Below are 20,847 nucleotides of genomic sequence, written 5' to 3' on the forward strand. Positions count from 1 at the left end.
GGTGCGGCGGCGAAGTGTTTCGCGTCGGACGCGGCGATGGAGATCACGACGGACGCGGTGCAGTTGCTGGGCGGGTACGGGTACACGCGGGACTATCCGCTGGAGCGGATGATGCGGGACGCGAAGATCACGCAGATCTACGAGGGCACCAACCAGATCCAGCGCATCGTGATGGCCCGCAACCTCCCGTAACCCCAACCCCCGCACGCACCCGGGCCGGCCGTCCGCGGCCCGGTCCGGGTGCCGGGGGCCGATGCTATGTTCCGGAGAATGAGCGAGAAGGAAGAGCAGGACCAGCCCATGAACGACGGGCACCCGAAGCCCGCGATGCGCGAGGCGCTGGTAGCCGCCGCCTTCGAGCTCTTCCTGGAGCGCGGTTTCGAGCAGACCACGATCGACGACATCGTCTCGCTGGCCGGGGTCGGCCGGCGCTCCTTCTTCCGCTACTTCCCGGCCAAGGAGGACGTGGTCTTCCCCGACCACGAGCGCGGCCTCGCCGACATGACGGAGTTCCTCGAATCCGGCACCGGCGAGGAGGACCCGGTCCGGCACGCCGGCGACGCCGCCCGGCTCGTCCTGCGGATGTACGCCGAGCAGCCGTCCTTCTCCGTCCAGCGCTACCGGCTCACCCGCAAGGTCCCCGGCCTGCGCGCCTACGAGCTGTCCGTGGTCTGGCGCTACGAGCACACCCTCGCGCACTACCTGCGCGGTCGTTTCGCCGAACGCCCGGACGGGCCGCTGCGGGCCGACGTGGTCGCCGCCGCCGTGGTCGCCGCGCACAACCACGCCCTGCGCACCTGGCTGCGCTCGGGCGGCGAGAGCGACTGGGTGGCCGAGGTGGACCGCGCGATGGCCTTCGTCACCGACACCTGGAGCGACCGGCCCGGCAGCGGTGGCAGCGGTACGGCCGACGGTGCCGGGCCGGGGGAGCAGGACGACGTCGTGGTCCTGGTCGCCAGCCGCCGGGCGCCGCTGTGGCGGATGGTGCAGGGCATCGAGAGCGCCCTCGGCGAGTCCCGGCAGGTCCAAGGGGACTGACGCGCGCCCCCAGTCACCCCGACGGCGCAAGCGGCGCGCAGCCGCACGGGCGGTTACGTGCGGGCCCCGCGGGCGCGGGCGAGACTCGGTCGCAGCACGCGGCCGGAGCCGGACCGGCGCGGGAACGCGACGGAGGCGGACGATGCCCGAGCCGAGCGCCGGACCGAGCGGCGGCGACGCCCCGACGACCGGGCCCGCCCCGACGACCGGATCCGCCGAAGCGCCCGGCCCCGCGGAGGCGCCCGCCCCGGCGCTGCGCGAGGTCCTGCTGACCAAGGGCTACCTGGGCCTGCTGCTGATCTCCGCCCTGGTCGGCGTCCCGGTCTCGCTGGCCGCCTTCTGGTTCGTCGGCCTGGAGCACCAACTCCAGCACTGGATCTGGGAGAGCCTGCCGGACGCCCTCGGCCACGACCGCGCGCCCTGGTGGTGGCCGCTGCCCGCGCTGCTGCTGGCCGGCCTGCTGATCGTCCCGGTGATCACCCGGCTGCCCGGCCACGGCGGCCACGTCCCGGTGGACGGCCTGGGCGGGCCGCCGGCCCCGCCGAAGGCCGTGCCCGGCGTCCTCCTCGCCGCCCTCGTCGGTCTGCCGCTCGGTGTGGTGCTCGGTCCGGAGGCACCGCTGATGGCGATGGGCGGCGGGCTGGCGCTGCTCGCCGTCCGCCCGGTCCGGCGGACGGCGCGGCCACAGCTGGTGCCGGTGCTCGGCGCGGCCGGTTCGACGGCGGCGATCTCCACCATCTTCGGCAGCCCGCTGGTGGCCGCCGTGATGATGATCGAGGCGGCCGGCCTGGGCGGCCCGCGGCTCCTGCTGCTGGTCATGCCCTGCCTGCTGGCCAGCGGGGTCGGCGCGCTGGTCTTCACCGGCTTCGGCCACTGGACGGGGCTGTCCATCGGCGCGCTCTCGCTGCCCTCGGTGCCGCACAGCGGGGTCCCGGACCCGGGCGACTTCCTGTGGGGCGTGCCGATCGCCGCCGCCGTCACGGTGGTCTGCGTCGCGGCGCAGACGCTGGGCCGGCGGGTGAAGGTGTTCACCACCGGCGACCCGGAGCGCGCCGCGGCGCCTCCGACCGCGCGGCGGACGGGGGTGCGCACCGTGCTGTGCGCCGTCGCGGTCGGTGCCTGCATCTCCGCCTACGCGCTGCTGACCGGCCGTTCGCCGCAGGAGGCGGCGCTCTCCGGCCAGGCGACCCTGGGCACGCTCGCCGCGGACCCGGCGGCCTGGTCGGTGTTCGCGCTGCTGATGCTGGCCCTCTGCAAGGCGACGGCCTGGGGTGTCGCGCTGGGCAGTCTGCGCGGTGGGCCGATCTTCCCGGCGGTGCTGATCGGCGCCGCCCTCGGCCTGGCCTGCGGTCCGCTGCCCGGTTTCGGCACCGCGCCGGGGCTGGCCGTCGGACTCGCCGCCGCCAGTACGGCGGTCACCCGCCTGCCGGTCACCAGCACGGTGCTGGCGACCGCCCTGCTGGGGTCCCAGGCGTCCAACCTGCTCCCGTTGTTGCTGGTCACAGCCGTGACGGCGTTTGTCGTCGGCGAGTCGGTCCGCAGTCTCGCCGCACGGTGGACGGGCCGGGCGCCGGCCCCGGCGGCCCCGCCGCGCTGAACCCGCCCACCGGGCAGCCGCGTTCCGCCGGCGGCGGGAGCAGCGCGTTTGCCCGTCGTGTCATGGTCTGGTCGAATGGGCGTCGCAGCGGCCCCGGGGGCGGTGTTCGTTGTGGGGCGAACTGAGCGCACGTCAACTAGACGTCCCTGGTGGCGGGCTGCGAAGGGGCGTTTCATCCGATGATATGATCACGGCGCTTGCCGGGGGGATCGGGCGGGTGTGAGACGGAATCACAAGGGGCGGTTCGGGCGGTGACCCCGGCGCGGACGCCCGCCGGCCCACCCCTGCTTTGACGGTAAATCAGCAGCTGGCCGCCACTCTCCTGAAGAGAGTCCTATGACGCATTCCCTGCAGAACCCCATTCTCTGGGCTCTTCTCGTCGTCCTCCTCGGCGCAATCGCCGTCATTGTCCTCCAGCGCAGGGCGGCAGCGTCGGCGCGAAAGGAGTCCGACGCACTCAGAGTCCACTACGCCGCGTTGGAGAGCGACTTCTCGCAATCCGTCGAGGCGGCTCACGTGCGCGCCGACGAAGAGACCAAAACGGTCCTGAAGTCCGCCATGCGAACCCTTCAGGGCCTTGCCGCCGAACAGCAGCTGGTCATTTCCCGGCTGCAGAACAAGTACGGCGACTCGATCATCCTGGAGGACCTCCTGGAGATCGACCACACGAACTCGCAGTTCGGCCGGCGTGCCCAGTCCATCGCCGTCCTGTGCGACGGATGGCTGGGCCGGCAGCGCGAGGTGGCGTCGATCTACGACGTGGTCCGCAGCGCGCAGGGCCGCATCCGGCATTTCCGGCGGGTCGAGATTCTTTCCCAGGTCAATTACGGAATCACCAGCCGGGCCGTCGAACCGGTGGCGCTGGTGCTCGCCGAACTTCTCGACAATGCTACCAGCTATTCCAGCCCCGACACGATGGTGGAAATCAATATCCGCACCGTGCCGAAGGGCATTTGCATCGTCGTCGACGACGCCGGTATCGGCATGAACGACGAGGAGCGCAGCCGGGCGGACAAGCTGCTGTCGACCGAGCGGGTCTCCGGCGTCTCCTCGCTCGGGAACCCGCCGCAGTTCGGTTTCGCGGTGGCCGGTGTGCTCAGCGAGCGCTTCGGTTTCGAGGCCTCGGTGGATTCCTCCTCCCCCTACGGCGGTGTGCGCGCGGTTCTCCTCCTGCCGCACGAACTCCTCACCGCCATGCCGGAGCACCGGCCGACGGAGGCCGGCCCCGGCGGCGCCGAAACGGCCCGCAACCCGTTCGAGGCCGCGCCGGTCGCCGCCGCGACCGGCCCCGACGGCCTGCCGAAGCGGCGCCGCAAGCGGCCGATGTCCGTCGTACCGGCCGAGCCGGTCGCCGCTGACGCCCAGGGCTTCGGCCAGGGCTTCGGTCAGCCCTTCGGCGCACCGGCCCCCGGGACACCGGTCCGTTCCGGCGCGGAGACGGCGGCGATCATGGGCGCCTTCCAGCGAGGCACCCAGTCCGGCCGGGCGACGAGTCCGGACGCCGCGGAGACGACGAGCAGCCCAACCGCTGCAAGTAGTGAAGGACATGAGTACCCGTGAACAACGACCTGTCATGGATGCTTGACAGTGCCCTGGAGATCCCCGGTGCCCTGCACGCGGTCCTGATATCCGCGGACGGCCTGCTGATGGCCCGGACGAGAGAGATCGGCAAGGACGACGCGGACCGGGTCGCCGCCGGGATGAGCGGAGTGCAGTCGCTGAGCCGTTCGCTTGCCTTCTTCTGCAACGGCTCCCAGCACCAGTGGCGGCAGACCCTGGTGGAGTTCGACGGAGGCTGGGTCTTCCTCATCTCCGCCGGCCAGGGCGCCTACCTCGGCGTCTCGGCCTCCCCGGACGTCGACATGGCGGACATCACCTTCCGGATGCAGCAACTCGTCGGACAGCTCGGCAAGGCGCTCATGGCGCCCCCGCGCGAGAACCTCGGCGTGCGCCCATGACCAGCCGTGGCGAGCACGGCCCCGACGCTGCCCCGCCCTTGGTGAGACCGTACGTCATCACCAAGGGCCGGGGGCTGCCGGACGACGAGCAGCTCTCCCTGGTCACGCTGGTCACGGCGGCGGGCGACGAGCAGCAGCGCCCCACCCGACGGCTCTCCCCCGAGGAGCAGGGCCTGCTCGAATTATGTGCCGCGGGCTACCTCACGGTGGCCGAGATCGCCGGACACACCCGGCTGCCCCTGGGCGTGGTGAGGATCCTTCTCTCGGCCCTCAGTGAAGGCGGCTACCTTCTCGTGCGGCCGCCCGTCGCGCGTGCCTCCCTGGTGGACACGCGCATCCTTCAGGAGGTGCTGAATGGACTTGAGGCCAAGTTTGGATGAGCGGGCCTACGTCCGCGACGGAGCCAACCAGACCGCCGTGAAGATCCTCGTCGTCGGGCACTTCGCGGTGGGCAAGACCACCTTCATCGGCTCGATCTCCGAGATCACCCCGCTGTCCACCGAAGAGACCATGACGCGGGCCGGGGAGGCGGTCGACGACCTCAAGGGGGTCAGGAGCAAGACCACCACGACCGTCGCCATGGACTTCGGCCGACTGACCCTCAGCGACCGCGTCGTGCTGTACCTGTTCGGGACCCCCGGGCAGCTGCGCTTCGTACAGATGTGGGAGGACATGGCACGCGGCGCGCTCGGCGCGCTGGTGCTGGTCGACCCCGACCGGCTGGCGGACTCCTTCGCCGTGATCGACCTGATCGAGCAGTACGGGCTCGACTACGCGATCGCCGTCAACCGCTTCGACGGCACGCCGGTCTACCAGGAGGCCGCCCTGCGGGAGGCGTTGGACCTGCTGGACGACACCCCCGTGGTCACCTGCGACGCCCGCGACGAGAAGTCCTCCGCCGAAGCATTGATCAGACTGGTCCGTCACTTGCTGGACCGTGTCCACTAACCGTGTCCACTAGGAGCAGACATGGACGCTGAGTCCACCGCACTCGTACCCCCGCCGGGGTGCCCCGCCCACGGCAGCGGCGAACGGATACCCCTGTACGGGTCGCAGTTCGCGGCCGACCCGCAGGCCTACTACGCCTACATGCGCCACTTCGGCGCGACCACTCCGGTCGAACTCGCCCCGGGCGTCGAGGCCACCCTCGTCACCGACTACACCGCCGCGCTGCAGCTGCTGCAGGACCCGGCCTCGTTCCGCAAGGACTCCCGCCGCTGGCGGGACCTCAACGAGGGCCGGGTCCCGGCCGACAGCCCGGTCCTGCCGCTGCTGGCCTACCGGCCCAACTGCTTGTTCAGCGACGGGGTCGAGCACCTGCGGCTGCGTCAGGCCGTCACCGACAGCCTCGCCCGGATCGACACCCGCCGGCTCACCCAGCGGATCGGGCAGATCTCCGACTACCTCATCGCCCAGTTCAGTTCCCGCGGCTCGGCCGACCTGGTCGGCGAGTACGCCAAGCAGCTGCCGCTGTTCGTCTTCAACGAGCTCTTCGGCTGCCCGGCCGACATCGGCGACCGGGTGATGTTCGGGATCTCCGGCATGTTCGACGGCGTCAACGCCGCCCGGGCGGCCGACGTCCTGCTGCAGGCCACCGCGGACCTGGTGATCCTCAAGCGGAGCAGGCCCGGTGACGACGTCACCTCGTGGCTGATGCAGCACGAGGCGGCCCTGGACAACGAGGAGATGGTCCACCAGCTGGCGATTCTCCTGGGCGCGGGCGCCGAGCCGCTGCGCAACCTCATCGGCAACACCCTGCACCGGCTGCTCACCCAGGACCAGTACGCCCACAAGGGCGGACTGATCGCCGAGGCGCTGGACGACACGCTGTGGGGCAACCCGCCGCTGACCAACTACGCGCCGCACTACGCCGCGGCCGACATGGAGTTCGCCGGGACGAAGCTGGAGGCCGGCGAGCTGGTGCTGGTCAGCATCGCGGCCGCCAACACGGGCGGGGCCGGCAGCAACCGGGCCCACCTGGCCTGGAGCGCGGGCCCGCACGCCTGCCCCTCCAAGGAGCCCGCCCGGCACATCACCGTGACGGCCATCGAGAACCTGTTCAACCGGCTGCCCGACATCGAACTCGCGGTGCCGGCGGACAGCCTGACCTGGCGTCCGGGCCCGTTCAGCCGGGCGCTTTCCGCCCTTCCCACCCGGTTCACCCCGGTCCAGGAGGCGCCCCGGCCCGCCGCCGCGGCCCGGCCCGCCGCGGCCGCCCGGGAGGAGCACGCCGCGCCCCGCAAGGAGCGCGGGCTGTGGAGCTCCTTCCTGAGCTGGCTGGCGAAGTGACCGGCGACCCGGAAAGACGGGGCGTCGCGACGCTCGGGGAGTTCACCTCGGGTCAGCTGCAGCGACTGTGCGCGGTCGCGGGCCTCGGACCGGAGGACGCGCGGACCTACGCGGACGTCCTCACCGGGGAGCTGGGACCGGAGGCCGGACGGCGGCTCGACCTGCCGCCGTCCGGCCGGACCTTCCTGTCCGACGACCACACACCGGTGGAGTACTCGCTCGCCTTCCGGCCGGACGGCCCGCCGGACCTGCGGGTGCTGCTGGAACCCGGTTGCGGTGCGGGCACCCTGGAGGAGAACGGGCGCGCCGGACTGGCGGCCGTGCACGCCATGTCCCGGCGCTGGGGGTTCGGCACCGCCTGCCTGGACAAGCTGGAGGAACTGCTCCTGCCGCCCTCCCCGCAGGGTCCGCTGGCCCTGTGGTGCGCGCTGGAACTGCGCCCCGGCGGCGTCCCCCGGGTCAAGGTGTACCTGAACCCGGCCGCCCGGGGCGCTTCCCGGGCCGGTGCGACCGTGCGCGAGGCGCTGGAGCGGATCGGCCACCACTGGGCCTTCGAGGGCCTGCCCGAGGGGGACGGCTACCCGTTCCTCGCCCTGGACCTCGGCGACTGGGAGCTGCCCCGGGTCAAGGTCTACGTCCGCCACTCCGGCCTGTCGGCCGCCGAGGTCGGCGAGCTGTCCCGGATGCCCGACGGCCCGCCGGCGGCCGAGCTCCGGGAGTTCGCCGCCGCGGCGGCCGGGACGGGGCGCGCGGACGCCCGGTTCTCCGGTCTGCCCGTGCTGTCCTGCCACTCCTTCACCGACCCCGCGGACGACCTGCCGAGCGGCTTCACCCTGCACGTCCCGGTGCGGGACTACGTCCGGCACGACGGCGAGGCCCTGGACCGGGCGGTGGACCTGCTCTCCCGGAACGGCATGGACCCGGACCCGCTCCTGCGCGCGCTGCCCGCGCTCACCGGCCGCCGGCCGCGGGACGGCGTCGGGATGATCGCCTACCTGGCGCTCGCCCACCAGCGGGGCCGTCCGCCCAGGATCACCGCGTACCTCTCCGCGGAGGCCTACGCCGTCCGGCCGCCGACCGGCTGACCGCCGCGCGGGCAGGGGCTACGGCGTGCGGAGGTCCTGCACGTAGGGCACCACGTCGATCTGGATCGAGGGGCCGAGCCCCTGCCCGTAGCGCGCGGTGATGCCGGCCAGGTAGTCGTCGATCTCCTTGCGCATGACGTCCTCGGCGGGAAGCGACCCCTCGCCGCCGACGAGCCGCGCGACCCAGTCCGCCTGGGCCTCCAAGGCGCGGGTGATGGCCCCCACCGGGCGGATCAGGCCGACGAAGTACAGCCCGGGCCGCTCCGGCACGGCGATCCGCCGGTACAGCTCCACCCGGCCGCTCGGACCGATCGGGCAGTCGGCGGGCAGGTACGGGTAGGACATCCGGTAGCCGGTGCACCAGACGACCGCGTCGGCCTCCACCGCCGACCCGTCGGTGAACCGGACCACGCTCCCGCGGAAGGACTCGATCTCCGGCTTCGGGGTCACCTCGCCGTGCCGGATCAGGCTGAGGATCTCGTCCGAGATCGTCACGGCGGAGGAGAAGATCGGGTGGTCCGGCTCGGGCAGGCCGTAGTCCGACAGCCGGCCCCGGGCGACCAGCAGGGCCTGCTCGATGTACTCGCGCCGCTCGGTCAGCGGCATGTCCGTGAACCACGGCGACTCGGCTATCACGTCGCACGGTATGCCGTAGAGCTGCTTCGGGACGACGTGCAGCCCCCGGCGGACCGACAGCACGGTGTGTGCGGCGTGCCGGGACAGGTCCGAGGCGACGTCCACGGCGGAGGCGCCGAGGCCCACCACGACCGCCCGCTGTCCGCGGAACTCGCCGCCCTCCAGGTAGTCGACGGCGTGCAGCATGCGGCCGGTGAACGACTCGGCGCCCTCCGGCACCGGGTCCGGCAGCACCGGCTCCGCGTTGGCGCCCGAGGCGACGACCACCCGCGCGAAACGCCTCGTGCCGACGACCCCGTTCGCGTCCCGGGCGGCCACCAGCCAGGAGCCGTCGAAGTCCTGTCGGAGCGACAGCACCTCCGTGCCGAACTCGATGCGCGGCAGCAGACCCGCCCACTCGGCGAAGGCCCGCAGGTAGGCGGCCATCTCGTCGTGCCGGGGATAGGTCGGGAAGGAGTCCGGCATCGGGAACGCGGCGTAGCCGGTCAGCTCCTTCGCGGTGTTCAGGTGCAGGGACCGGTAGCCCGGCCCGTGCTCCCCGGCACCGGGCTTGCGCCAGATCCCGCCGACCTCCGGAGCCTTCTCCAGGCAGACGAAGTCGATGCCCCGCACCGCCAGCGCGTGCGCGGCGGCGAGACCCGCCAGCCCCGCGCCGATGACGCACACCTGCGCGGCTCCGCGACCGTCAACGGCATACGACCCATCCGGGAGGTTCCCCACGGAACGCCCCCCCTTTCCCATCGAACCGGCCTGGACACCCCCGTCGGCGTCACCCCCGGGAGGGCGGCGCCGACAAAGTAAACCTCAGGTCACGGCAACCGAACAGGGACCAACAGCGTACAAATGGTGCGCCGACGGGAAACAGTCCGGGCGGAAAGGGACGGAGGGCAACACGAAAAGCGGGCCAGGATTTCTCCTGGCCCGCTCAGCGGTGTCCGAGGGGGGACTTGAACCCCCACGCCCGATAAAGGGCACTAGCACCTCAAGCTAGCGCGTCTGCCATTCCGCCACCCGGACGGGGTGTTGTCCTCACGGCTTCCTTCTGTTCGTCGGCCGCGCTGACAGATGTAACTGTAGCAGTGATCTGCTGCCGGTCCCAAAACGGCTCCGGACGGGGGAGCGCAGGTTGCGGCGGCGTGTCGCCCCGTATCCGGGGGGTGGATCCGGGTCGGGGGCTGGGAGAGGATGGTCGGACGTGCTCGTGCGGCCCGGGCGGAGGTCCCGGGGGTGGCGCTGGGGCGCCGGTGCGGGCTGGAGACGAGGAGTGACCGTGAGCGAGCGGAGCGAGTCGGCGGAGCGGGCGGCGGCGCCGAAGGTGACGGGCGAGTCCGAGGTCGCCGACCTCTGCCGCGATCTGATCCGGATCGACACCAGCAACTACGGCGACGGCTCCGGCCCGGGGGAGCGGAAGGCGGCCGAGTACGTGGCCGAGCAGCTCGCCGAGTTCGGCCTCGAGCCGCAGATCATCGAGTCGGCCAAGGGGCGGGCGTCCACCGTGGTCCGGATCGAGGGCGAGGACCGTTCGCGTCCGGGCCTGCTGATCCACGGGCACACCGACGTCGTGCCCGCCAACGCCGCGGACTGGACGTACGACCCGTTCGCCGGGGAGATCGCGGACGGCTGCGTCTGGGGCCGCGGCGCGGTCGACATGAAGGACATGGACGCGATGACCCTCGCGGTCGTCCGCGACCGGCTGCGCACCGGCCGCAAGCCCCCGCGGGACCTGGTGCTGGCCTTCCTCGCCGACGAGGAGGCGGGCGGCACCTACGGCGCCCGCTACCTGGTGGACAAGCACCCGGGCCTGTTCGAGGGCGTGACCGAGGCGATCGGTGAGGTCGGCGGCTTCTCCTTCACGGTCAACGACCGCACCCGGCTCTACCTGGTGGAGACCGCCGAGAAGGGCATGCACTGGATGCGGCTCACGGTCGAGGGCCGGGCCGGGCACGGGTCGATGGAGAACGACGACAACGCCATCACCGAGCTGTGCGAGGCGGTGGCCCGGCTCGGGCGGCACCAGTTCCCGCTGCGGATCACCAAGACCGTGCGGGCCTTCCTGGACGAGCTGTCGGACGCGCTCGGCGTCGAGCTCGACCCGGAGAACATGGACGAGACGCTGCGGGTGCTCGGCGGCATCGCCAAGATGATCGGCACCACGCTGCGCAACACCGCCCAGCCGACCATGCTCGGCGCCGGCTACAAGGTCAACGTGATCCCCGGCCAGGCCACCGCGCACGTGGACGGCCGCTTCCTGCCCGGCTACGAGGAGGAGTTCCTGGCCGAGCTGGACAGCGTGCTCGGCCCGCGCGTGAAGCGCGAGAGCCTGCACTCGGACAAGGCGATCGAGACCGGCTTCGACGGCGCCCTGGTCGAGGCGATGCAGACCGCGCTGCGCGCCGAGGACCCGATCGCCCGGGCGGTGCCCTACTGCCTCTCCGGCGGTACGGACGCCAAGTCGTTCCAAGACCTGGGGATCCGCTGCTTCGGCTTCGCGCCGCTGCAGCTGCCGCCGGAGCTGGACTTCGCCGGGATGTTCCACGGCGTGGACGAGCGGGTGCCGGTGGACGGCCTGAAGTTCGGCGTGCGGGTGCTGGACCGGTTCATCGACGCCTGCTGAGCGCCCGGCGATGGCCCGCTCCCGGAGCTTTCGGGGGCGGGCCATCGCCGTTCTGACAGATCGATTTCCTGTTCGTAGTATCACCGGTCTGGGTGAAGCGGACGGCCGGTCCGTACCCCGTTTGCCGCAGCGTCGTTCCTTCCTGTGACAGCCCGGAACCGATATCCGGGTGTTCATACAGGAGGAATGATGAAGGTCAAGAAGATCGCCGCCGTGACCGCCGCCGCCGGTGGCCTGGTGCTCGCCGTCACCGGTGTCGCCTCCGCCCACGGCGGGGCCGGTGCCCAGGGCGTGGCCGCCGGCTCCCCGGGCGTGCTGTCCGGCAACCAGATCCAGATTCCGGTGCACATCCCGGTCAACGTGTGCGGCAACACCATCAGCGTGATCGGTGTGCTGAACCCGGCGTTCGGCAACACCTGCTTCAACGTCTGAGCCCACGTCGGTCGTTGAGCCGGGCCCCCGGACGGCGTGCGCGTCGTGCCGGGGGCGCTTGTTTTTTCGGACCGCCCCGCGTCCGGCCCGTGAGATCCCTCGAAAGGGTGAATGGGCGTGGAACCGGCCAACCTCCCCGTGGATTCCTTCGTTCTTTCCGTTGCAGCCGAGGACCTCCCCGCCTAGTGGGAAATTCCGACTTTCGGGAGGTCGTCACGTCGTCTCGAAATGTCAGGGGAAAATATGAGGAACGCAGCCAAGAAGGGGCTCCTCACGGCCGTGGCCACCGGCAGTGTGCTGGCCTCGACCGCCGGTTACGCCTATGCGGGCGCCGGCGCGGAGGGTGTCGCGGCAGGCTCGCCGGGTGTCGCCTCGGGCAACTCGGTGCAGGTGCCGATCGAGGTGCCGATCAACGCCTGCGGCAACACGGTCGACGTGATCGGCTTGCTGAACCCGTCCTACGGCAACAAGTGCGCCAACGTCTCCGGCCACCCCGGCGGCAGCGCGCACGTCGGCGGCGCTCAGTCGGGCGGCGCGAGCGCGGGCGGTGCCCACACCGGCGGCGGCCAGTCCGGCGGCGCGGGCGCGAGTGCGGGCGGTGCCCAGGCCGGCGGTGCCCAGACGGGCGGCGGTCAGGCCGGTTCGGGGGCGGCGGGCGCCGCCGCGGGTACGGCGGCCTCGGGGGCGACGGCCTCCGGCACGGCCACCGGCTCGCCCGGGGTGATCTCCGGCAACAGCGTCCAGGCCCCGGTGCACGTCCCGGTCAACGCCTGCGGCAACTCGATCGACGTGGTCGGCGCCCTCAACCCGGCCTACGGCAACAACTGCGCCAACGTGGCCGCGCCGGTGCCCAGCAAGCCCGCCGCGCCGCAGGAGGACTGCCCGCCGGAGGAGCACACGCCGCACAGCGCCCCGCCGCCGGCCGCCCCGAGCGACCACGAGGGCACCCAGGGCACCCCCCGGGCGGGCAACGGTCCGACCGAGGCCGTGCCGACCGCGCCGTCGGCGGCCCCCGCCCCGCAGCACGCCGCCCCGGCGGTGCGCCCGGCCGCCGCGCACGCCGGTCCGGCCGTCGCGGAGGCCGACCAGCAGCTGGCCGCCACCGGCGCCGGCAACACCGAGCTGCTCGGTGCGGCCGGCCTGGCCCTGCTGATCGGCGGCGGCGTCCTCTACCGCCGCGCCCGCGCCGGCGCCCGCTGAGCCTCCACGGCGCACCGGACACAGCGGACGCACCGGGTGCGCGGCGGGTCGACCCGCCGCGCACCCGCCGTCACCAGCTCCGGACCTGCCGGATGATCCGCCGGCGCAGCAGCACCGTGCGGCTGCCGTCCGGCAGCAGGCGGAGCCTGTCCAGTTCCCAGTGCCCGTACTCGGCGTGATCGGTGAGCAGTTGGCGTGCCGCGTTGCGGGACGTTCCGCGCGGCATGCGCAGCGACTGGTACTCGTACTCCGGCTGCCGGACCGGCTTCGGTGGGGTCAAAACGCTCCTCCTGAGGGACACCTGCGGGCAAGCCTACGGCCTGCCTCGGACCGCGGGCCCGGGTATTTTCGGCCGCCCGACCCGCTCCGCGCTGACAGCGCATCAGTTCCTTTGCTCCTGGGGAGGACATACCCCCGGCGCGCCGCGCGAAGCGGCACCCGGACGGCCCGCGCGGACCGTGTGCGCGGGCGCCCGGCGCACGCCGCCGTCCGGCGCCCCGGGGGACAGACCCACCCGGAACGGACATCGCGGGGGAAGTTGCGGTGAAATCGCGGGTGTAGGTGACAACCGCTGTGCGTACCGGCACCGAGGGGAGATAGCGTCTGCACCATGTCTGATGCCGCGCAGCCCACCATTGCCGAGGTACGCGCCGCCGCCGAGGCGGTCAAGGCCGCCATCGACCGTCATCTGGAAGCGGTGTCGAGCCAGAGCGCAGCGGACGATTCCGCTGTGTCCACCGCCTACGAGCAGCTGGCGACGGCGGCCATCGCGTACGACCAACTCCTGTACGAGGTCTACGACGAGGTCACCCCCTTCGAGGTCCCCGGTGACGAGGGTCCGGGCGGGTACCACGGCCCCGAACAGCCCGAGGCGATCAGCGTGCTGATCCGCCGCGACTACCACGTCGTCGACCCGAAGCGGCTGCGCGCCCAGGCCGAGCGGCTGGACGACTCGCTGACCCCGGGCGGGGGCTCGGACGGCGGCGGGGTGAACGCCGCGATCGGCGTGCTGTTCGGCGAGTTCGAGCCGGACGAGATCGCCGCCCGCAGCGAGGAGTTCGGGCTGGAGGAGGCCGACTCCACGCTCTGGGTGGCGGCCGCCGAGCCGAGCGAGCCGGGGGAGTGGCTGCCGGAGCCGTTCGAGCACGCCGATCCGCAGCTGCTGATCTGCCGCTTCGACGTGAGCGAGGTCTACGACGACGAGGACCCCGACGACTGATCCGTCGGCGGGCCCGGGGCGGAGTGCCCCGGGCCCGAGCGCCCACCGGGGCGCATGATTTCGGACGTTCCTCGCGCGGACGGCGCCGGTCAGGAGGACTCGGCCGCGTTCTCCGCGAGGATCGCGCGCAGCCGCGTGGTGCGCGGTGCGGCCGGGCGCCCGGCGACGGCCTGCGGGAGCGCCGGGCCGGCGGAGTGGACCACCGAGAGGTGGCGCTCGCCGCGGCCGAACGCCGTGTACACCCACTGCCGGGTGAGTGCCGCGGTCGCGTCCTCCGGCACCACCACCACCGCGCCCGGCCAGCGGCGGCCGACCGCCTGGTGGACGGTCAGTGCCCAGCCGTGCCGCAGCTTTCCGGCCTCGGCGGGTGCGACCGTGCGGCGGGTGCCGTCGGGGTACTCCAGGTGCAGACCGGTGGCGTCGCCGTCCAGCACCCGGGCGAGCCTGGTGTGGCCGGGGGCGGGCGAGTCGGCGACCCGGTCGCCCGGGTCGAAGCCGCCGAACCGGCCCGGGCCCGGGTTGAGCCGGGCCTTGGCGGCGGCGTTCAGCGCGCGGGTACCGGCCCCGCCGCCGTGCCCGGGGGTGAGCAGGACGACCTGCTCGGACGGGATGCCGAGGGCGCGCGGGATCGAGTCGGTGAGCAGCTGGACGGCGCGGTGGACGGCCTCCCCGGCGTCCTTGGCGGTCAGGATGACCACCTCCTTGCCGGGCGCCTCGACCGGCTGGAGCTCGCCGATGCCGACACCGGAGACCAGCTCGCCGATCGGGCCGAAGTCGGGGGTGCGGGAGGCGACGGCCGGGCAGGCCTTGGCGGCCAGCAGGTCGGCGAAGAACCGGCCGGGGCCGGCCGACCAGAGCTGGCCCGGGTCGCCGCTGAGCACCAGGCGGGTGCCGTCGGCCAGCGACTCCAGCAGGGTGGCGGCCAGCTCGACGTCCAGCAGCGGGGCGTCCAGGACGATCAGCAGGTCGAGCGCCAGCGTGCCGTCGGCGGATCGGCCCGGGCCGGCCGCTCCGGCGAGCAGTTCGGCCAGCGTGGTGACGGGCGCGGGCGTGTCGGCGGGGGCGTCGGCGAGCGGGACGAGCGCGGCGAAGGCGTCCCGGCCGTGGTCGCTCCAGGTGGCCGCCCAGGCCCGCAGGCCGAGGCCGGTGGCGGCGGCCAGCAGGGCGGCCGGTTCGGCGCGGGCGGCCTCGCCGCCGGTGTGCAGGACGAGCGCGCTCTCGGCGGCGGCCCGGACCAGGGCGGTCGCGGAGGAGGACGGGGCGGCGGCCGCGGCGGCCTCCCAGGCGGCCGGCCCGGGGGCGACGGGCGCCTGCTCGGCGGCTTCGGGGGCCTGCGGTCCGGCCTCGGTGCCGGCGTCCCCGCCGGCGTCCGTTTCGGCCTCGGCCTCGGTGCCGTCGACGGCGTCCTCGTCGGCGTCCTCCGCGAGGTCCTCGCCGGGGACGAAGGTGGACATCAGCCGGACCAGGCCGTCGGCCAGGCTCTCCTCGGCCAGCGCCAGCCGCTCCAGGGCGAGCAGGGTGCGGGTCGGCGGCTCGTCCTCGTCGTCCCCGCCCGCCGTGTGCGCCTCGGCGCCGGTGAGCTCCTCCTGGAACGGCATCGCCCGGCCGTCGAGCACGGCGGCCTGGACGGCGGCGGCGGAGTCCGGCACACCGAGGCGCTCCAGCCCGGCGGTCACCTCGCCGATCTCCAGGGCCGAGTGGCCGCGCAGCGCCGCCTGCTCGAGCAGCCAGCCGACCAGCGCCTGGGCCCGCCGCGGGTCGCCGGGGCCGGCCTGCGCGCCGAGCAGGCCGCGGGCGAAGCCGTCCGCGTGCTCCGGGCGGACGCCGGGCAGGGTGAGCACGGCCCACGGGTCCTCGCGGAGCTGCTCGGCCGCGCCGTCGCCGAAGGCCGCCACGGCGGCGCCGGCCAGTGCGGCCGGGGCGCCGCCCGCCGTCAGCACCTCGGCGGTGGCCTTGAGCGCCTGCGCCCGCTGCTCGTCGGTCACCGGCCGGTCGGCCCCGGCAGCGCCCGCCTCCCCCGCGGGCGCGCCCGCGGGGGCCGGGCCGTCGGGGCTCCCGGCGGACCGGCCGACCGAGCGCACCCGTTCCGCCAGCGCCGCGACGGCCGCCGCCCGTTCCGCCGGGTCGGTGCCCGCCGGGTCACCGGCGACCGCCGCGCCCTGCTGGGAAGCGTCCTGGTCGGAAGCGCCCTGCTCGGCCGTGTCCGGCGACGACGCCTGCCCGGGGACGGCGCCCGCGCCGCCGGCCGCACCGTCGCCGCCCGAGCCCGCCGGGGTCTCCTCCGGAGCGCCGTTCTCCGCGTCAGTCATCGTCCGCTCCACAAAAGCTCAACTCCACATGCTGGGCGCCGCCCGCCCCGTGGTGCGGGCGGTCGGCCGGGTCGGGCCGGTCCGGGGCCGCACGGGGCGGCCGGGCCGGCGGTCGGTCGGTTCGGGCAGGCTCGGGTCGCGGGGTCGAGCGGTGCTACAGCTCGCTCCACCCCTGGTCGGGGTAGCGGTGGACCGGCGCCGAGATGTCGTCGAGCGCACCGCGGATCTCCTCCGGAAGCGTAAGCGCCTCCACCGACAGCGCCGCCTGCAGCTGTCCCACGGTCCGCGCCCCGACCAGCGCGCTCGCCACCCCGGGGCGGTCCCGCACCCAGGCGAGCGCGACCGCCAGCGGGCTGCTGGCCAGCCCGTCGGCGGCGGTGGCGACGGCGTCCACGATCCGCCGGGCGCGTTCCCCGAGGTAGGGCTGGACGAATCCGGACAGGTAGGGCGAGGCGCCGCGCGAGTCCTGCGGCAGCCCGTGCCGGTACTTGCCGGTGAGCACGCCGCGCCCGAGCGGGGAGCCGGCGAGCAGGCCCACCCCGGTGTCCCGGGCGGCCGGCAGGGCCTCGCGCTCGATGCCGCGCTGCAGCAGCGAGTACTCCAGCTGCGCCCCGGCCAGCGGCACCCGGCCGTGGTGGGCGTGCTGCCAGGTGGCGGCCCTGGCGAGCTGCCAGCCGCTGAAGTCGCAGACCCCGACGTAGCGGGCGCGGCCGGAGGAGACGGCGATGTCCAGGGCGCTCAGGGTCTCCTCGACCGGGGTGGCCGGGTCGAAGGCGTGCACCTGCCAGAGGTCGACGTAGTCGGTGCCGAGCCGGCGCAGCGAGGCGTCGAGCGCGGCGAGCAGGTGGCCGCGCGAGCCGTCGAAGCGGCGGCCGGAGGCCGGCACGCTGCCCGCCTTGGTGGCGATGACCAGGTCGGAGCGGGGGATCAGGCCGTCGGTGAGCCGGGAGAGCAGGTACTCGGCGTCGCCGTCGGCGTAGACATCGGCGGTGTCGACGAGGTTGCCGCCGGCGTCGACGAACTCCTTGAGCTGTTCGGCGGCCTCCTGCTCGTCGGTGTCGCGGCCCCAGGTCATGGTGCCGAGACCGAGCCGGGAGACCTGCAGCCCGGTGCGGCCGAGGTGACGCTGTTCCATCGGACGGGCCCTCTCACTGGCCGAAGGTGCGGTGGCGGAACGCTGCGGGGCGGCGTGCCCACGGGACAAACCCGCAGGTGGGACGCGGCGCCCCACGTCGGCTGAGCGTAGCGGCCGGTGCCCGGGCAGGTGTGCAGACCCGCAGGAAGATCACCGTCGGCCGCGCCGGACCGGGGTGCGGCGGACAGGTGTCGAAATGTGACCCGGAACACCGCTACCGGCCAGTAGCATGTCGCCCGGACGCGTCGTCGCGCTCACGAGCAACCGGACTGGAAGGCAGTGCCCATGCGACTCGGCATCAACCTCGGCTACTGGGGACTCGGCATGGACGCCGACAACATCGCCGTCGCCCAGGAGGCCGACCGGCTCGGCTACGCGGTCTGCTGGGCCGCCGAGGCGTACGGCTCGGACGCGGCCACCGTGCTCTCGTACGTCGCCGCCAGGACCGAGCGGATCGACGTCGGCTCGGCCATCTTCCAGATCCCGGCGCGCACCCCGGCGATGACCGCGATGACCGCCGCCACCCTGGACACCCTCTCCGGCGGCCGGTTCCGGCTCGGCCTCGGCGTCTCCGGCCCGCAGGTCTCCGAGGGCTGGTACGGCGTGAAGTTCGACAAGCCGCTGGCCCGCACCCGCGAGTACGTGGAGATCATCCGCAAGGCGATGTCCCGGGAGCGGCTGGTCCACGACGGCGCCCACTGGACGCTGCCGCTGCCCGGCGGTCCCGGCAAGCCGATCAAGCTCACCGTGCACCCGGTGCGCGAGCACATCCCGCTGTACATCGCCGCGATCGGCCCGAAGAACCTGGAGCAGACCGGCGAGATCGCCGACGGCTGGCTCGGCATCTTCTTCGACCCGGCGCACGCCGCGCTCTCCCTCGACCCGCTGAAGGCCGGCCGCGCCAAGGCGGGCGCCGAGCCCGGCAAGGAGTTCGACGGCTTCGACGTCTGCCCGACCGTCGCCATCGCCGTCGGCGAGGACATCGAGGCGGGCATCGACTCCCAGCGCGCCTACACCGCGCTCTACATCGGCGGCATGGGCAGCAAGGAGAAGAACTTCTACAACCAGCTCGCCCGCCGGATGGGCTACGAGCAGGCCGCCGACGAGGTCCAGGAGCGCTACCTGGCCAAGGACTACGCGGGCGCCGGCGCCGCCGTCCCGCGCGACCTGATCGACGCCACCTCGCTGATCGGCGACACCGCCCGGATCGCCGACCGGATGCAGGCCTACGCCGACGCGGGCGTCACCACGCTCACCCTGGCCCCGGCCGGCTTCACGCTGGACGAGCGGATCACGGCGCTGCGCACCGGCGTCGAGGCCCTGGAGCGCGCCGGCCTGGCGTGACGGCCCCGGCGGCCGGCCGTCCCCCCGTCCCCCCGGCGGACACCCGGGGGACGGCGCTACAACCAGTCGTGGCGCTTGAACACCCGGTGCAGCACCACGCAGACCACCGCCATCAGCGAGAGCGCCGCCGGGTAGCCCCACGGCTGGCGCAGCTCGGGCATGTCCCGGAAGTTCATGCCGTACACGCCGGCGATCATCGTCGGCACGGCGGCCAGCGCCGCCCAGGCGGAGATCTTCCGCATGTCGTTGTTCTGCTGCACGCTGACCTGCGCCAGGTTGGCCGACAGGATGTCCGACAGCAGCCGGTCCATGCCCTCCACCTGGTCGTTGGCGCGGGCCAGGTGGTCGGAGACGTCCCGCAGGTACGGCAGCGCCTCGGCCCGGACGTACGGCACGCCGCCGCGCTCCAGCCGCATCATCGGCTCGACCAGCGGGCCGGTGGCCCGGCGGACGGTCACCAGCTGCCGCTTGTAGCCGTAGATCCGGCCGGCGACGTCGCGGCCCACCCGGCCGGGCGAGAAGACGTCCGCCTCCAGCTCGTCGAGGTCCGCCTGGATGCCGACGGCCACGTCCACGTAGCCGTCCACCACCGTGTCGCAGACCGAGTGCAGGACGGCGCTCGGGCCGTACCGGAGCACCTCCGGCCGCTGCTCCAGCTGGGAGCGCAGCTCGCCGAGCGGGCTGTCGGTGCCGTGCCGGACGGTCATCACGAAGTCCTCGCCGACGAAGACCATCACCTCGCCGCTGGTCACCGCGTGGCCGCCCGGGTGGTAGCCGAGCGTCTTCAGCGCCACGAAGAGCGAGCCCTGGTACGCCTCCACCTTGGGGCGCTGGTGGGCGGTGACGGCGTCCTCGACGGCCAGCGGGTGCAGCCCGAACTCGGCGCCGACCCGGTCGAGTTCCTCGACGGTGGGCTCGAACAGGCCTATCCAGACGAAGCCGCCCGGGCCCGCCGCGCGCGCGGCGGCGAGGCTGCCCGCGGGGTCCGCGGGCGTCGCGATCGGGCGGCCGTCGCGGTAGATGGCGCAATGGACGATCATGCGGGCCATTGTGGCCCCTCGGCCGGTCGCGGAACATCCGCCGCGACCGGCTTCCGTCCCGGTACCAGCGCGCCCGCCCGGCTCCCCGCCCGGCTCCCCGCCCGGCTCCCCGCCCGGCTCCCCGCCCGGCTCCCCGCCCGGCCCCCCGCCCGGCTCCCGGGCGGGATCCGCCGGCGGACCCGGCCCGGGCCGGGAGGCCGTAGGGTAGGCCCCATGCCCACCCTGCTGCTCGTCCGCCACGGCCGCTCCACCGCGAACACCGCCGGAATCCTGGCCGGTTGGACGCCCGGGGTGGAGCTCGACGACACCGGGCGCGCGCAGGCCGCGGCGCTCGCCGCCCGGCTCGCCCCGGTCCCGCTGGTCCAGGCGGTCAGCAGCCCGCTGGAGCGCTGCCGGCAGACCCTGGAGCCGCTGCTGGCCGCCCGTCCCGAGCTGGCCGGCCCGGCGCTGGACGAGCGGCTCGGCGAGTGCCACTACGGCGAGTGGACCGGCCGCCCGCTCGCCGAGCTGGCCAAGGAGCCGCTGTGGCGCACCGTCCAGGACCACGCCGCGGCGGCGGCCTTCCCCGGTGGCGAGTCGCTGCGCGAGCTGAGCCACCGCACGGTGGGCGCGGTCCGCGAGTGGAACGAGAAGATCGCCGCCGAGCACGGCGAGGACGCGGTCTGGATCGCCTGCTCGCACGGCGACGTGATCAAGGCGGTGGTGGCCGACGCGCTCGGCCTGCACCTCGACCACTTCCAGCGGATCAACGTCGACCCGTGCTCGGTCACCGCGATCCGCTACACCGCGCGCCGGCCCTTCGTGCTGCGGATGGGCGACACCGGCGACCTCGCCGCCCTCGCCCCGCGGCCGGCCGGCCCGGGCGCCCGCCCGGGCGGCCCGGCCGGGGACGCGGTGGTCGGCGGCTCCACCGGCACGGCCTGAGCCGCCCGCCCGGCCCCCGCCCGGGGC

At 73.9% G+C, this 20,847-nt stretch carries 20 protein-coding genes and 1 tRNA gene; 15 read left to right on the top strand and 6 right to left on the bottom strand.

What is annotated here, in order from left to right; genetic code table 11:
• From ACFVUH_RS30475 to ACFVUH_RS30515, 9 genes are all read left to right on the top strand, one after another.
• A partial coding sequence (locus ACFVUH_RS30475; RefSeq protein ID WP_375925771.1) for an acyl-CoA dehydrogenase family protein occupies positions 1-192 on the top strand: 192 nt, incomplete at its 5' end.
• Positions 193-327: 135 nt separating this feature from the next.
• Positions 328-1,038, top strand: coding sequence for a TetR family transcriptional regulator (locus tag ACFVUH_RS30480; protein WP_387916663.1), 711 nt, complete (start codon positions 328-330; stop codon positions 1,036-1,038).
• 142 nt (positions 1,039-1,180) lie between these two features.
• The gene (locus ACFVUH_RS30485; protein WP_387916591.1) at positions 1,181-2,635 is read left to right on the top strand and encodes a chloride channel protein; all 1,455 of its coding nucleotides are present in this window, start codon (positions 1,181-1,183) and stop codon (positions 2,633-2,635) included.
• Between the two features lie 336 nt (positions 2,636-2,971).
• Positions 2,972-4,195: an ATP-binding protein gene (locus ACFVUH_RS30490; protein ID WP_387916592.1), complete on the top strand. Its 1,224-nt coding sequence runs from the start codon at positions 2,972-2,974 to the stop codon at positions 4,193-4,195.
• The gene (locus ACFVUH_RS30495) at positions 4,192-4,593 is read left to right on the top strand and encodes a roadblock/LC7 domain-containing protein (protein ID WP_355372362.1); all 402 of its coding nucleotides are present in this window, start codon (positions 4,192-4,194) and stop codon (positions 4,591-4,593) included. The genes ACFVUH_RS30490 and ACFVUH_RS30495 overlap by 4 nt, the downstream gene beginning before the upstream one ends.
• A complete protein-coding gene (locus tag ACFVUH_RS30500) occupies positions 4,590-4,973 on the top strand; it encodes a DUF742 domain-containing protein (RefSeq protein ID WP_380686049.1) in 384 nt (127 codons plus the stop codon). The genes ACFVUH_RS30495 and ACFVUH_RS30500 overlap by 4 nt, the downstream gene beginning before the upstream one ends.
• Complete coding sequence (locus ACFVUH_RS30505; RefSeq protein ID WP_350572322.1) at positions 4,948-5,541, top strand: ATP/GTP-binding protein; 594 nt, start codon at positions 4,948-4,950, stop codon at positions 5,539-5,541. Before ACFVUH_RS30500 ends, ACFVUH_RS30505 begins: the two co-directional genes overlap by 26 nt.
• 21 nt (positions 5,542-5,562) lie before the next feature.
• On the top strand, positions 5,563-6,882 hold the full coding sequence (locus tag ACFVUH_RS30510) for a cytochrome P450 (protein WP_387916594.1): 1,320 nt from the start codon (positions 5,563-5,565) through the stop codon (positions 6,880-6,882).
• Complete coding sequence (locus tag ACFVUH_RS30515; protein WP_387916596.1) at positions 6,849-7,967, top strand: tryptophan dimethylallyltransferase family protein; 1,119 nt, start codon at positions 6,849-6,851, stop codon at positions 7,965-7,967. The genes ACFVUH_RS30510 and ACFVUH_RS30515 overlap by 34 nt, the downstream gene beginning before the upstream one ends.
• Positions 7,968-7,985: 18 nt before the next feature.
• On the opposite strand, the gene ACFVUH_RS30520 is transcribed toward ACFVUH_RS30515, so the two are convergent.
• On the bottom strand, positions 7,986-9,269 hold the full coding sequence (locus tag ACFVUH_RS30520) for a flavin-containing monooxygenase (RefSeq protein ID WP_387916598.1): 1,284 nt from the start codon (positions 9,267-9,269) through the stop codon (positions 7,986-7,988).
• A 266-nt stretch (positions 9,270-9,535) separates the two neighbouring features.
• A tRNA-Leu gene (locus ACFVUH_RS30525) sits at positions 9,536-9,620 on the bottom strand.
• Between the two features lie 253 nt (positions 9,621-9,873).
• Here ACFVUH_RS30525 and ACFVUH_RS30530 point away from each other — a divergent pair.
• From ACFVUH_RS30530 to ACFVUH_RS30540, 3 genes are all read left to right on the top strand, one after another.
• A complete protein-coding gene (locus ACFVUH_RS30530) occupies positions 9,874-11,217 on the top strand; it encodes a M20/M25/M40 family metallo-hydrolase (RefSeq protein ID WP_355372376.1) in 1,344 nt (447 codons plus the stop codon).
• Positions 11,218-11,403: 186 nt separating this feature from the next.
• Positions 11,404-11,649, top strand: a complete 246-nt coding sequence (locus ACFVUH_RS30535; protein ID WP_355372378.1) for a chaplin — start codon at positions 11,404-11,406, stop codon at positions 11,647-11,649.
• 243 nt (positions 11,650-11,892) lie between these two features.
• Entirely contained in the window at positions 11,893-12,849 is a 957-nt protein-coding gene (locus ACFVUH_RS30540; protein WP_387916600.1) for a chaplin, read from the top strand.
• Between the two features lie 70 nt (positions 12,850-12,919).
• Here the strand turns inward: ACFVUH_RS30540 and ACFVUH_RS30545 are convergent, their stop codons facing one another.
• On the bottom strand, positions 12,920-13,129 hold the full coding sequence (locus tag ACFVUH_RS30545; RefSeq protein ID WP_355372383.1) for a DUF5703 family protein: 210 nt from the start codon (positions 13,127-13,129) through the stop codon (positions 12,920-12,922).
• A 330-nt stretch (positions 13,130-13,459) separates the two neighbouring features.
• Between ACFVUH_RS30545 and ACFVUH_RS30550 the strand changes: the two genes are divergently transcribed.
• On the top strand, positions 13,460-14,068 hold the full coding sequence (locus ACFVUH_RS30550; RefSeq protein WP_355372385.1) for a hypothetical protein: 609 nt from the start codon (positions 13,460-13,462) through the stop codon (positions 14,066-14,068).
• 89 nt (positions 14,069-14,157) lie between these two features.
• On the opposite strand, the gene ACFVUH_RS30555 is transcribed toward ACFVUH_RS30550, so the two are convergent.
• Together ACFVUH_RS30555 and ACFVUH_RS30560 are read right to left on the bottom strand one after the other, a co-directional pair.
• Entirely contained in the window at positions 14,158-16,377 is a 2,220-nt protein-coding gene (locus ACFVUH_RS30555) for a helix-hairpin-helix domain-containing protein (protein WP_387916602.1), read from the bottom strand.
• 154 nt (positions 16,378-16,531) lie between these two features.
• On the bottom strand, positions 16,532-17,512 hold the full coding sequence (locus ACFVUH_RS30560; protein WP_355372391.1) for an aldo/keto reductase: 981 nt from the start codon (positions 17,510-17,512) through the stop codon (positions 16,532-16,534).
• 285 nt (positions 17,513-17,797) lie between these two features.
• Between ACFVUH_RS30560 and ACFVUH_RS30565 the strand changes: the two genes are divergently transcribed.
• Entirely contained in the window at positions 17,798-18,856 is a 1,059-nt protein-coding gene (locus ACFVUH_RS30565; RefSeq protein ID WP_355372393.1) for an LLM class F420-dependent oxidoreductase, read from the top strand.
• Between the two features lie 56 nt (positions 18,857-18,912).
• On the opposite strand, the gene ACFVUH_RS30570 is transcribed toward ACFVUH_RS30565, so the two are convergent.
• Complete coding sequence (locus ACFVUH_RS30570; RefSeq protein WP_387916605.1) at positions 18,913-19,905, bottom strand: magnesium and cobalt transport protein CorA; 993 nt, start codon at positions 19,903-19,905, stop codon at positions 18,913-18,915.
• Between the two features lie 204 nt (positions 19,906-20,109).
• Between ACFVUH_RS30570 and ACFVUH_RS30575 the strand changes: the two genes are divergently transcribed.
• Complete coding sequence (locus ACFVUH_RS30575; RefSeq protein ID WP_355372399.1) at positions 20,110-20,820, top strand: MSMEG_4193 family putative phosphomutase; 711 nt, start codon at positions 20,110-20,112, stop codon at positions 20,818-20,820.
• Positions 20,821-20,847 lie beyond the last annotated feature (27 nt).

This window comes from Kitasatospora sp. NPDC058032 (assembly GCF_042885845.1).
In the GTDB taxonomy this organism is placed as follows: Bacteria; Actinomycetota; Actinomycetes; order Streptomycetales; family Streptomycetaceae; genus Kitasatospora.